This is a genomic window from Pseudomonadota bacterium, assembly GCA_030859565.1.
Lineage (GTDB): Bacteria > Pseudomonadota > Gammaproteobacteria > JACCXJ01 > JACCXJ01 > USCg-Taylor.
On sequence record JALZJW010000108.1, the window covers coordinates 1 to 13,332 of the forward strand.

Annotated in this window: 8 protein-coding genes and 3 pseudogenes; 2 read left to right on the forward strand and 9 right to left on the reverse strand. The window is 57.6% G+C overall.

Annotation, left to right across the window (positions count from 1 at the left end; translation table 11 throughout):
- Window positions 1-334: 334 nt before the first annotated feature.
- The 5 genes and pseudogenes from M3436_14940 to M3436_14960 form a co-directional block, all read right to left on the reverse strand.
- Window positions 335-640 (reverse strand): annotated as a pseudogene (locus tag M3436_14940) (EthD family reductase).
- Window positions 641-778: 138 nt separating this feature from the next.
- Window positions 779-1,360, reverse strand: coding sequence for a TetR/AcrR family transcriptional regulator (locus tag M3436_14945; protein MDQ3565363.1), 582 nt, complete (start codon window positions 1,358-1,360; stop codon window positions 779-781).
- 141 nt (window positions 1,361-1,501) lie between these two features.
- Window positions 1,502-2,884: a CUAEP/CCAEP-tail radical SAM protein gene (locus M3436_14950; protein MDQ3565364.1), complete on the reverse strand. Its 1,383-nt coding sequence runs from the start codon at window positions 2,882-2,884 to the stop codon at window positions 1,502-1,504.
- Window positions 2,885-3,010: 126 nt separating this feature from the next.
- Window positions 3,011-4,690 (reverse strand): hypothetical protein, encoded by a 1,680-nt coding sequence (locus M3436_14955; GenBank protein ID MDQ3565365.1) that lies wholly within the window; start codon window positions 4,688-4,690, stop codon window positions 3,011-3,013.
- A gap of 42 nt (window positions 4,691-4,732) precedes the next feature.
- Window positions 4,733-4,886 (reverse strand): annotated as a pseudogene (locus tag M3436_14960) (TetR/AcrR family transcriptional regulator).
- Window positions 4,887-5,115: 229 nt separating this feature from the next.
- On the opposite strand from M3436_14960, the pseudogene M3436_14965 reads away from it, so the two are divergent.
- A pseudogene (locus M3436_14965) lies at window positions 5,116-5,526 on the forward strand (GFA family protein).
- 367 nt (window positions 5,527-5,893) lie between these two features.
- On the opposite strand, the gene M3436_14970 reads toward M3436_14965, so the two are convergent.
- The 3 genes from M3436_14970 to M3436_14980 all read right to left on the reverse strand — a co-directional run bounded on the left by M3436_14970 (window position 5,894) and on the right by M3436_14980 (window position 8,533).
- Window positions 5,894-6,379 (reverse strand): SRPBCC family protein, encoded by a 486-nt coding sequence (locus M3436_14970; protein ID MDQ3565366.1) that lies wholly within the window; start codon window positions 6,377-6,379, stop codon window positions 5,894-5,896.
- A 125-nt stretch (window positions 6,380-6,504) separates the two neighbouring features.
- On the reverse strand, window positions 6,505-7,689 hold the full coding sequence (locus M3436_14975; GenBank protein ID MDQ3565367.1) for a PQQ-dependent sugar dehydrogenase: 1,185 nt from the start codon (window positions 7,687-7,689) through the stop codon (window positions 6,505-6,507).
- Window position 7,690: 1 nt separating this feature from the next.
- Complete coding sequence (locus M3436_14980) at window positions 7,691-8,533, reverse strand: poly(3-hydroxybutyrate) depolymerase (protein MDQ3565368.1); 843 nt, start codon at window positions 8,531-8,533, stop codon at window positions 7,691-7,693.
- Window positions 8,534-9,877: 1,344 nt separating this feature from the next.
- On the opposite strand from M3436_14980, the gene malQ reads away from it, so the two are divergent.
- A complete protein-coding gene (gene malQ, locus M3436_14985) occupies window positions 9,878-12,085 on the forward strand; it encodes a 4-alpha-glucanotransferase (protein ID MDQ3565369.1) in 2,208 nt (735 codons plus the stop codon).
- 88 nt (window positions 12,086-12,173) lie between these two features.
- On the opposite strand, the gene glgP is transcribed toward malQ, so the two are convergent.
- Window positions 12,174-13,332: alpha-glucan family phosphorylase (glgP, locus tag M3436_14990; protein ID MDQ3565370.1), on the reverse strand; the 1,159-nt coding region annotated here is incomplete at its 5' end.

Here is a 13,332-nt window from a genome sequence, read left to right on the forward strand (position 1 = left end):
CCCCCAGCTATCCCCGGAGGCCAGTACTCTTTCACCCTAGGAGGCCAGGCTTTACTACCTTCTTTCAGACTCATCTTTGAATTAGAAAATACTGTAATCAGCTGTCATCCCGGCCATGGATTGGCCGGGACCCAGTGCAGCAATGCCCTCCCTAGACCTGGATTCCGGCCATTTCCTGGCCAGAAAGACAGTACCTGAGCGACGATGCACCGCTTTCGATTCCTGTACGTTACTTGTGGGACACCGCACTAGGCGCCATGGAATTCTCTTCTGGCGCCACACATGCTCGGAGTCGGTCCCAAAGCGATTTCCTGCCAAAAGCGAATGCATGTTCCTCCGCGATCAAAAATACAGGCGTACCACCACTGGAGATTTCGACCGCATGGGCAACGGTTTCTTTTCCGCCCTCGGACTGCGCACACGCTTGCAGGGCCTCTAGGGACGGGAAATGAACCTCGGCGATCCGGTAGAATGGGGGCGGTGTCCCGTCCGGCGTCGCCATGACTTTGGTCGCTACAAACTTCGTTTTACCCGAGAGCTTCTCCACCGCCATCGGTACGTGTTCCTCTTGATAAAGCTTTTCGAATGCGTCGATATCCCGAGGACGCGGATATATCACTATTAACTTAACGCCAGCCATAACACCCTCCTATCATTGTGTCGGTTGAGAGAAATTCGCGGATCCCTGTTTCAGCTCCAATCACTCCTCGCTATAAGCGCGTTCAAACCCGTGTCCAGCCTAATTATAGACTGTTCGTTCTACAATAAAGAAAAAAAATCATTCCAAAGCCTGCAGCGTAACCTCGACCACGTCTTCGAGGGCCGAACGATCGCTTCGGATCTTTCCAATAACCAAGAGTCCTTGCAGGGTGCACGTCAAATAGCGCGCTAGCGCGCGCAGATCGCGTTGGTTATCGAACTCGCCGGTACTCTGATCGCGCAGTAAGGTCTTATAGAAACCGTCCTCGAGTTGCCTTACGCACAGGCTCACCTTCTTGGCCGTGTCAGGATCATTCAGTCCCCGCTCAACGGCCGAGTTGGTAACCAGGCAGCCGCGCAACGGCCCGCCGGTTATCACATGCTCAATGACGGTTGCAAAGAACTGACGGATAGCCGCTTTGCCCGAGGCGTTAGTATCAAGAATATCGAGCAGTTTCCTCACCACCACCTTGCGATAGCGGTCCAGGACCGTGAGAAAAAGGCGCTGCTTGTCCCCGAAGGTAGCGTACAGGCTACCGCGATGGATCCCCATACTCTCCACCAGGTCTTGGATCGAGGTCGCTTCGTACCCTTTGGACCAAAATGTCTCCACGGCCTTGTCCAACACTTCCTGTACGTCGAACTCTCTCGGTCTCGACACGCGCCTTTGCGTTTATGTATTCGTGGTCGGCTAGCAAGCTTAAATATTATGGAACAAATCGTCAAGACTTTGATGAAAGCAAACGCCATAAACTCTCCTTGGCACTTTTGGTCTTTGTGGCTTTGGTACGCCACGTTTGGGCTAATGAGCGAACTGCTCCTCGGTCGGTTCCGCACAACAATACCACGGCTCGCTCAACTGAGCCGGAGCGAATCGACCACCCATTGCAGGCACCGACGGAGTAGGACGCCCGGCTCGTTCATGAGCGAGTTTCCATATTTCGCCGAAGATCTGATCATTCGGCTTGTTGGCGCCTTGCTGCACAAGCGCTCTAATCTGCGTATGGAGCGCGTCGACCTCAGGGTCTGGGTTCGACCACGGATAGACCAGCGCCGCTCCATCGAGTGGGCCCACTAGGGCACGCACCTCCGAAAGTTCAAGCAGCCGCGAGCCCGGAGGGATCAGCAAGCGAATCGTCAATTGTACCGGTGCGACAGATCGGATCAGTTCAAGCTCGGCAATCACATTTAAGAGTTCCAGGTAGCCGCCCAGGGTGATCCAGGGCGTGAACGCCACGAAGGTTGGGGCCAGCGATAAGCCCACCTCGTCGAAGAGCCGCACTACCCGGAAGAAATCCTCCCGTGTATGGCCCTTCTCTAGAATCGCCAAGACCTGGTCGTCCACCGATTCCACCGCCGTGGTCACGAATAGGCAGCCGGTCTCTTTTAACACCGGTAGCAGCTTTCTATGTGCCAAGAGATGCTCCACCTTGATCGTCACATCGTAGGTCAGTTCGGGAAGCTCCTGGTGCAGCGCCATGGCGATGCGGAGTGCATGGGTAGGGCCGTTAAAGAAGTCCGGGTCCCCGAAGCTGATGTGGCGTGCGCCCGCTGCAGCTTGCTGGCGAATATCCTCCAAGACGATCTGCCGAGGGATGATGCGAAACTGGCCATTATAGACTGGCACCACCGGACAGTGCCGACACCGGTGTTTGCAACCGCGGCTCGCCTCCACATAGCCGGCCGTCCGCCGATCTCCGTTCGGCAACCGCAAATAGGCATACCGATCGAGGCCGGGAAGTCCTCCGCGATCGGGAATGACGAAATCCTGCCGGGCGAGCGAGATGCGCGGCTCCGACTGCTCGCCCGGCATTGCTTCCACGCCGCGCTCGATGCGTTGCGCCAGGGCGGTGAGTCCTTCTTCGAACTCACCGCCCAATACCGTCTGGACGCCTAGATGTCGCAAGTAGACCTCGTTCATCGGCGCATAGAGCCCGTAGGCAGCGATATGCGCGCTGGGGTTCAAGCCTCGCACCTTAGGGATCATCCGCGCCGCCAGACGGGTGGCCGTGTGCATCGGAACGTAAAAGGCGATGAGGTCGGCTCCGCGAAATACCTCTTCATCGAGACACTCCACGGCGAGGTCTAGTGTCTTCACGAGGGCACCCCGTTGCCGCAGCATTGCGGCTGGCTCGGCTAGGCCGAAGGGTTGATGGCCTAGCGCATACGTAGAGACCAGCAACACCTGCGTGGGGCGCTTGGCTTCGACGGCTCGGACCTTCCACCCGTCGGGCAGGCACCCGGCTCGGCCACACGCACTCGACGTACTTAACGGACTGCCGTTCATTTCCGCTTAGGGAAACGAGCTTGATTACCGGATCACGAAAGTATGACGATCGACGGTCGTTGTGACCTCTATTTCACCCTCGCCGATGGCCTTCCATTCTTTAAAAGGCGCGCCGTCTTGTAAAACCTTACGTTCCTTGCCCTCTAGATTGGTGACCTTGAAGGTCGTTTTACCGCCTGTTTTCTTATCGTCTCCGGGGAATAGGGCTACCATCAAAGCGCCCAAGCTTTCATCGTAGTAGGCTTGCCCGACACTGACCGTCGGATAGTCGATACCAGAAACGGTAGGCTGGTGGAATTTCTTTAGGTTGGGATCATTGTACAGGCGATACCAGCTGCCCTGTCCCCCGGCAACCGTCATCAGGAGCCAGTCGTTGGGCCAACCCCGAGGCCAAGGTTCCTCGAGGCCGAATTGATAGTAGAATTCGCCCTCCTTCGCGGTGGGCTGATAGCGCGTATTCGCCCAGGTCATCAGTTGGGCATGGGTATCCAAGTCGCCGAACTCCCAAGCGCATGCCGCTGCGGCGCCAAAACCGACCAAATCTTCTCCACCGCCCAGCTCCGGCGGGAAGTTGATGTGGGCAGATCCATCGGGCTCTTTCACCATAAACTTCTTCTTTGCCCCGGCATACAAACGCCGGGCGAGATTCTGATCATCGGGCCAATACTGGTAAGCACAACAGAACCAGTTGCCCGGGATCTGATGCTTTGGCCCGTTCATGTTATAGGGTATGTCACGATCGTAGTATATGGAGGCCCACTCATACGGCCCATCGGATCCCTTGGCTCCACCGACCAGGTTCTGCTTGGCCCAGTCGAGCCAGCGGTAATAGCTGGTCTGGTAACCGGTGTTATGGATCTTGTCGATCATCTTCATACCGAGGCCACCGACGCTCACGCACCACGGAAAGACCTTCCCTACCTCACAGTCGATCCCAGGGGTGAGATCGCTCCCGCCTTCGTCCACCGGCGCCGTGAACTGGTCGTAGAGTACTTTGGCCATCTGCAGTTGTGTATACTTGAACCGAATCTTGTCGTCGTACACCAGCTCGATCGGTTCATCATACTTGCCACTGCCACAGACGAATTCATAGAGGGCAATGATGTTGAGCAGGTACCCCTTGCCCATCATATAGGAGCCGCCGTTGCCGTAGATCGGATCCGGATTGTATTTGCGACCGACAGGGGGCGCGTGTGGCTGGGTGTAGGGGGAGGTGCGCCTCGCCTCTTTCGGGGGCACCTTGGTCGCGAGCCCGTTTCCGTAGTAGCCGGGCGCGTTGTAGACGCCCGCCCATCCGGGCGGCATGTTCTTGTCATAGTAATCGTAGGGATACTGGGCGCGGTTGGGATCGAGGCCCTTCTGCTCGACCAGATCGAACCACGCCGCGTATTGGGTCATTCGCTGGAGCATCAGGTCGATGATCTCCGTGCAGCCCTCTCGCCAGGCGGGTATCTCGTTGGCGATTTTAGCGACCACGCGCGTCGACCATTCGAGGTCATAGCGAGGATACATGTACCAGGGGAAGATGCTCCATCTGTCCCAGGCATCCGAGATTTCTCCTCCCTTGGTCCAGTCATCCTTCACATGTGATTTTCTCCATAGAAATTTCAATACCCCGCGCGCTTCATTGGAGAGGGACGGGTATCCAGGGACCACGTGCATGGGTCTCATCGTTTCTTTTAGTTCACGCGCTGCTGTAGCCATCGTTCACCTCCTTAAATCTACTGTTCTACCTGTTAACGGGCGTTGCTTGTCCCCGAAGGCAGCGTACAGGCTACCGCGATGGATCCCCATACTCTCCACCAGGTCTTGGATCGAGGTCGCTTCGTACCCTTCGGACCAAAATGTCTCCACGGCCTTGCCCAACTTCCTCTACGTCGAACTCTCTAGGTCTCGCCATGCGCTTTACGTTGGTACCTTCGTGCCGATAAAATTAAGCCTAGACATTCTAGACTGAATAGTCAAGAATGGTGTGCGAAATAGTTCCATTAGAGCCCGAATTCGATCCAAGGGCTTCGTTCAACTAATTTTTATCCCCTATGCTGTCGCACGCCGGATAAAATCCTATTCGTTAGGCTGCGGAGCTTTTTTGAACTTACGAAGCTTATAGTGGAAGGAGGACTTTTCTCATGACCATACACTTTACTGGTGGCTGTGCATGCGGCACCTCGCTATGAGTGGTCGGCTGAGCCGATTTTCGCTGGCAATTGCCATTGCCGTGATTGCCAACGGGCAACTGGAGGTACATTTGCCCCCTGGTCTTCGTGCCATGTAGTGCAGGCACAATCACCGGTGATGTGAAATACCGCGATATAAAAGGTGATAGTGGGCAAATTGTCAGCCGTGGCTTTTGTCCGGCGTGTGGGGCGCGGTTGTTTCTAAAAGCAGAAATGATGTCCGACCTCATGGGCATCATGGCGGGTAGTCTTGATGACCCAAGTTGGTTTCAACCCACAATGGACATTTACACGGCCAGTGCACAGCCGTGGGATTTTATGAACCCAAACCTACCGAAGTTTCCCAACATGCCACCGATGTAGTGTGTTGCATGGAGTATTCAGGCCAAGCGACACTCATCGGGTCCCTCGGCGTAGCCCTTCTGCTGCTCGCCTTTCTTTTAAACGTGTTTCGTCTTATGCGTGTGGAGGGCTACCCATACATAGTTCTCAACCTCGTTGGTGCCTCGTTAGCTTGCTACTCTTCGTACCTGATCGACTTCATGCCCTTTGTAGTTTTAGAGGGTACATGGGCCGTTGTAGCGGGCGGCGCGCTTGTACGGTCGCTGCTCGGATTGTCAGGCGTCTCATCTCACCTTTAAGTCATGACGACTTGCGTCTTCACAGCGGAACGTGGCAATACCTAAAGTCGCTCGCGCTGGCTTTTCGGCAAGGCGCGTCGGGCAGACCACTAGGTTTCGGCTGTGCCGCCGATTAAGGCTTCATGGCAACCCTTGAGGGCGTCTGTTTCGAGTATCCGTTTAAGGCGTCTCAACGACTCGGCGGATTCGGCCTGCAGGCGACTTTGCAGTGACAGGAAGTCTCCCAACTCTCCGAATAACACGGGCATGTTATAGACGAACTCGCGTTTGAATCGGGTTTCCTGCGATTCCGGTTTTAAGGTGTAGGTGATCGTCGCTGTGCCCCCGTCTTCGGATTTACCGCAAATGACCCAGCGTCGCAGAAGACTGCTTTCGCGAACGATCCATTTAATTCGCGAATGACGGCCGCCGACCGACAACTCTTCCGTAACGTGCTCTCCCTCTCGGAGTGGGTGCTCAGATGGACCTGTCCACGAAGATGGGTGCCACTTGGTAAAATTCGACACCGTGGTTACAAACTCAAACACTCGATCAATGGATTGGCCAATAGAGATGGCCGTTCGAATACTCGGCATTCTCCTCTCCATAGTTTCGTTGTCATGACTCCCGACAGCTTCACCGTCGCGTGCATAGGCGTGTAGGTCTGGCGGTATTTGCAAAGGGGTATAAACGCAGCGTTGTGATATTCATAATGCCTCCACTATGGTTTGAGAGTCTTACGATAGCTCACGCGGTAGATGTTTCCGCCGTAATCGTCGGAGATGTAGATAGCCCCGTCGGGCCCCTCGGCGACATCCACGGGGCGACCGATGACCTCTTCATCTCGCTCGAAGCCCGTAGCAAATTTGCGTTCGGTGATCTTCCCTGTAGCATCAAAATGCAGCGACACCACCTCGTACCCGGCTTTCTCGGTACGATTCCAGGATCCATGAAGAGCGGCCAGCGCCGCACCCTGGTAGCCTGGTGGCAGACCGTTGCCGTGAAGGAACGACAAGCCTAAGGGCGCGGTGTGGGCGCCGAAGTTGTGGACGGGAGGCACGCTTTCGCGCACCTCATCTTGGTTTCCGGCGCCGAGGCCGGGATCGGGCGCCTTATCGCCGTTGGCATAAGGCCAGCCGTAGAACTTGCCGTGCTCGATGCGATTAAGCTCACAGGGAGGAAAGTCATCGCCCAGGAAATCGCGCCCGTTGTCGGCGCCGTACAGTTCATTTTGTAGCGGATGCCAATCAAAGCCCACGGTATTACGAAGCCCGGTGGCATAGATCTGCCTCGCCGTACCGTCAGGTCGAAAGCGCAGCAAAGCGGCACGCCGGGGATCTTCTTCCCTACAGGCATTGCAGCTCGACCCCACCGACACGTACACCCACCCATCGGGACCCAGGCGCACGCTGCGTGTCCAGTGTTGGCCGCCGACGGGAAGCCGCGCGAGGCGCTCGAAACCGCCGCTCACGTTGCCGGCCTTCTGGTCAAAGCGGACGCGCCCCAGCGCGCTAGTCTCGGCGATGTACAGCCAGCCTTCATGGAGGTCTAGACCATGAGGTCGATTGAGCCCCGTGAGCAAATCTCTACGGCCATCCGGCCGCCCATCCTCATCCCTGTCGCGTTCAAGTAGGATGATGCGTCCTGAGCGTGGCAGGCTCACGAGTAGATCACCTGCCTCGGTAAACCGCAGCATACGCGCATCGGTCAGTCCGCTCGCGTAAAGGGCAATAGAAAAGCCGTCCGGTAAGCGAATTCGATTTCGAAGCGAGTCGGCCGTTGGCGCGCTCCGAAACCATCCACCGATTGCGCTAGGCATGTTCACCGTGAAACGCTCGGGCCACAGCAACCATAGGAGAATGGCCGCGACACCGAGATGGAGAAGACCGCGCGGCACAGTTCTCATTCTAGGGCCGGTTCTCGCGCGGCTTCGCGTCTCGGCCCGCGTCGGCGAAGAAGTCCATGATCGACTGATTCAAGGCTGGCCAACGCGCATGGGCCTGGGTTCCCTCGCAGTATCGGGTGGCCACGCCATGAGCACACCCCGGGTAGGTGTCGCAACCACTGTGCAGTCGCTTGCGAGCACTTAGCTCGCACTGATTACATGCAGCCCACCAGCTCGCCGCGTCCTTCCCGTACCCCGGAAATAGCCCATCGTTTACGCTGTGCATAATCATTACCGGGAGCGGTTTTGGGCACTCGAAACCGGCGAGGTCTGCCTTGGTGAAGCCCGCGGCACTCAATGCGATCGCCGCGGGAATATGTTTCGTTCGATCGAGTATCCCCATTGCCAACGCAATGGTTCCACCATCCGAGTGCCCGGTTAAGTAAACGCGTGTCGTATCGATACACCATTTTTTCGCGGCGAGACTCGGAATTGCACTCAGATCCTCGATCGCGGAAATGGAGTTTCGGACGTGATCGGGATAGGCGACCACGAATCCTTTACCCGTGGCGATCTTAGTTAAACCGGTAAAACGTTCGCTAGCCGCGGCGGAGAGGCCCGCTGGAGCAAAAACGACGAGCAAGGGATGGGCGACGTCTGGTCGATAGTTCTCGGGAGTCCTTACGTTGAAACGAATACCCTTTGGGGTACGTTCGGTGTCAATGACCCCCGCGAGACCGATTCTTGAGAGGGGCTTGCAAGCGACAGCCGTGCTGCCCCGAGGATACGCGTACATACCAAGGTCAATCTTCTCACCCTCCGTACACCCCATCAGCGCGAGGCCCGAGGCGACAAGCAGAGGCACTAACATGCTCTTCGCTATTACGGCACGAAACGGCATATCAGAGGAACACGCGCTATTAGCCGCGCCCAAACGGAACTGCCGAAAATGAACGTTGGCTCTTCGGCGACACGGAAAACCGGGACACCACCAGTGAAGATTTCAAGCGCATGGGCGATGGTTGCCTTGCCGCCCTCGGACCGTGCGCACGTTTGCAAGGTCTCCAGGGACGGGAAATGGACCTTTCAACAATACCTGACTGCTCGTTCTAAAATGAACCACAAAAAACCACTTCAAAGCTCGCAGGGTCACTTCGACGATATCTTCGAGCCCTCAACGATCGCTATGGATCTTTCCAACGACTAAAAGTCCTCCTGGTAAGATAGCGAGCGGTTGCGCGCGGATCGCACCGTTCGTCGAACTCCCCTGCATGCTGAGCGCGAACCAAGGTGGAAGTAAGCCTAGCTGTTATGGAACAAATAGTCAAGAATAGCGTCGGTGTTGGAGCTAGGCCTACGACTCGATCAGGACGAAGTAGGATAGAGTAGAAAGCAGGCTCTCACCTGCCCTCTACTCTACCTTGCGATCTCTGAATTCGAGCGAGTGCCGATGGCCGGCAAATCTAGGGATATTTCAGGGTCAGACCGCGCAAAGCGCACGGGATTACTTCGCGGCCGTCGGTCCGGTTTGATATCAATGTTACTCGAGGGGGAGTCGACGTTTTAGCTAGACATACATGGTCATGACATTCCGGGCAGCGATACTCCTGGACGTCCTTATGAGACCGCGCTCTTTCAACCTCGACCCTGAAGACACAGCCACAAAAGCCGCAGGTTTGCCGAAACTCACTGCTGGGAGAGAACGTAGCGGTTGTTTCCGTCATTGTGTTACTCATAGCCGGTCGCCGAGCATCACAGGATCACGATCGCTCTGCGAAACGATGATAAACGCAATCGGTCGCAAGCTAACCATGCTGAGCTAATCGGATATCCTCTTGGGTGCCCTGGCGCGACAGATTTCCAACATATACTTTCGTAGGCATTGCTAGTTGGCCCCATATCCGCACAAAAAAGCGGATACATTACATTGATTAATGATCCCTCGGCGGCCCAGTGTCGGCACAGCCGCCCATCGCAGGGCGAATCACCCGTACGCTATCGGGCGAGCCTTCAGGTAAGATGTGACAATACCCTCGGGTTCTTTCCACACGGGAAAGCCACCAGATGTCCCGGGGACACCCTAGATCCGGGTCAATAATACCACGGTGCGAGACCCTATGCCAGCTAGAGCTAGGACGGTAGAGGCGGAACTCGGCGACGCCCTAAAAAGAGAGATGGGGACCGCAAGGATCACACACGGTTCGGCCACATGAGTGACCGCACGCCACTCGACCAGACCTGTCAGTACTTCGGGATCGCTCACGAATTCAGAGACATCCGGGGCAGGCGGCACACCGCCTCGCTGGAGACGAAGCGGGCGCTGTTGACCTCGATGGGCGTGGCCGCGGGCAGTGATACGGAACTGCGCGAGGCGCTCGAAGCTCATAAGATGGAAGCATGGAATCGACTGCTACCACCGGTCCAGGTAGTGTGGGATACCCAAACACCGATCGAAGTTGTTATCACCGTTCCTAGCCCTCAGATAGACAAGCCGATGCGTTGGGTGTTGACGGCTGAGAACGGCGAGCGCCTGCACGGCAATTTTTTCCCCGGTACATTGTATGTGATCGAGCGCAAGGAAGTCGCTGGAGTGAGCTTTATCCGCTTGGTCCTGCACCTAGCAGCGAGGTTGGTTCCTGGCTATCACCGCGTCGAGATCGAGGGCCATCGAACTGCTGCCAGCATGGCCCTCATCATTGCGCCCGAGCGCTGCTATCAACCGGCCGCATTTGAGGGTGGTAAACGCGTTTGGGGGTTGGCGCTTCAGCTTTATAGCGTGCGTTCGGAGCGGAACTGGGGGATCGGGGACTTCACCGATCTCGATGGGGTCATCGAACTGGCGGATGGCTTTGGGGCGGGTATCATTGGTCTCAATCCCTTGCATGCCCTCTTCCCGCACGCTCCCACGCATGCCAGCCCGTACAGTCCCTCGAGCCGGTCATTTCTCAATATCTTTTATCTGGATATTGAAGCCGTGCCCGATTTTTTGGAATGCGAGGCCGCGCAAGCGTGTGTCAGCGCCCCGCGGTTTCAAGCGCAACTGCGCGCGTCGCGTGCGGCAGATCTGGTCGAGTATCAGGGTGTCGCCGCAGCCAAGCTGGAAATTCTCGATCGGCTCTATCGCCATTTTCGCGAACATCATCGCGATGCGGGTAGTCAATGTGGAACCGCCTTCCGAACATATCAAACCGAGCGGGGTCAGGCATTGCGGATGCACGCGCTTTTCGACACCTTACAGGAATCGTTTAATCGTCAAGACCGAGGGATCTGGGGCTGGCCCGTCTGGCCCACGGCTTACCGCGATCCGAATTCCGAGGCCGTATTAGGGTTTGCGGACCGAAACGAGGCCCGCGTCGAGTTCTTTGAATACCTACAGTGGCAGGCAGACGTGCAGCTCGCCAGAGCGGCCCGGCGCGCCTGCGAACGCGGCTTGGCGATCGGGATTTACCAAGACCTGGCCCTCGGCGTCGAGCGCGGCGGCGCGGAGACCTGGGCCAATCAGCGCTTGTACGCCTTGGAAGCGGGCATCGGCGCACCCCCGGACGATTTCAACCTCAAGGGACAAGATTGGGGTCTCGCACCGCTCAGTCCAAGGCGGCTGCACGCGGCCGCCCATGCGCCGTTCGTGGCGGCCTTGCGCGCGAGCATACGCCACGCGGGAGCGCTGCGTCTGGACCATGTTATGGGCCTGCAGCGCTTGTTCTGGATCCCGGCGGGCGCTAAGCCGGAGGACGGGGCTTATATCCACTACCCCTTCGAGGAACTGCTCGGGATTCTGGCCTTGGAAAGCCAGCGCCACCGTTGTCTCGTGATCGGTGAAGACCTCGGTACCGTACCCGATGAGGTGCGCGCGGCATTGCAGCCCGCGGGCATCCTCGCTTACCGCGTGCTCTATTTTGAAAAATCGCCCGAAGGCGGCTTTAAGCCGCCCGCCGAGTATCCGCGTCAGGCTGCCGTAGCCGTGAACACCCATGATCTACCAAGCTTGAGCGGCTACTGGCGTGGAAGAGATTTGGAGCTTCGAAGAGAGCTTGGCTTGTTCCCTTCCGATGAACTAAAGGAAGAACAAGCGACGGCGCGCGCCGAGGATCGGGCACGGCTGCTCGCGGCCCTCGATCAAGAAGGGCTCCTGCCCGTCGCGTGCAGCGTGCAACCGCCGGCGATGACGCCGGAACTTGCCTGTGCCGTACACATCTACCTGGCGCGTACGCCTGCCATGGTCATGATCGTTCAGCCCGAGGACATCTTGTGTCAGCCCGAGCAGGCCAACCTGCCCGGGACGATAAACGAGCATCCCAACTGGCGGCGCAAACTCTCACTGAACCTAGAAGACTGGGCAAGTGATCCGCGCTTTCAGACTTTCGCCGCGACCCTGCGGGAAGCCCGTGGTCCGACGCGTTCAGCAAAGCCTGATTGATAGCGACTCGCCGTGCTGCGCTCGGAACGAATTTAAGGCGCGACAGCGGATTCGGAGCAAGGCCGCTATGCGGGAGCGGACGGTTGCGTCAGATCCACTTCATCAAGCCCGTCTCGAAGCGATGGGTCAAGAGCCGGTGGTAGGGGTACAGGCGCAGCGTGTAGGTTTGCAGACCGGAAAAGCCGGGGGTCAATTCGAGCTCGAATCGCGCTTCGCCGTCGGCGTTCGTGTCTTTCGCGGTGAAGCGGTGCGTTTCACTGGCGACATATCGGTTGTCGCGCTCGCTTCCGACGAGACATTCCATCACCACATCCTCGACCGCAAGGCCCCCTAAATGGACAGCGGCGCAGAACGTGAGTTGCTCTCCCGTCCGGACGCTCGGTTGGGGTTGGTCGAGGAGCTGCAACCGCACCTTGGGCCAGCACTCGCCGACCCGTTGCTTCCATTGCGCCAGTTCAATCGCCGCGGCGAAGTTATCGGCGGCGAGCCGTTCCTGTTGCAACGCCGCCCGGCTGTAGAACTTTCTCACATAGTCCATGACCATCCGTTCCGCGCCATAGCGGGGGATCAGGGATTTCATCGACGCCTTGGCCTTGTTGATCCAGCCTGGCGAGTATCCTTGCCGGTTGCGATCGTAATAGAGCGGGATGACTTCATATTCGAGGATATCCAGGAGCTCCTGCGCATCCGTGTGGGCATGGATCTCGGCGGGCGCCGAGGCGCTTTGCGGCGCGATACCCCAACCGTTCCGCCCGTCATAACCCTCCGGCCACCAGCCATCCAGAATGCTGAGATTCGGCACGCCATTGATGCCGGCCTTCATGCCGGAGGTACCGCTCGCCTCTAACGGGTAGCGCGGGGTATTGAGCCAGACATCGACGCCCGTAACCAAGCGGCGCGCGAGCGCCAGATCATAGCCCTCGATCAGCAATACCTTGCCCTCGAACTGCGGTTGCCGCGACAACTCGTGCACGGCGCGGATCAACTCCTGACCGGGTCCGTCATGCGGATGGGCCTTTCCTGAAAATATGATCAGAAATGGCCGATCCGGGTTGTTCATCAGGCGCGCGAGCCGCGCCGGATCGGAAAACACCAGCGTCGCGCGCTTGTAGGTGGCAAATCGGCGCGCGTAGCCGATGACGAGGATGTCGTCGTCGGGTCCGAGATGGCGGGTAAGGCGATTAATGAGCGATTGACTGTAACCGTTCCTTCTAAACTGCGCGCCGGCGCGCTCACGGAGTTCCTTC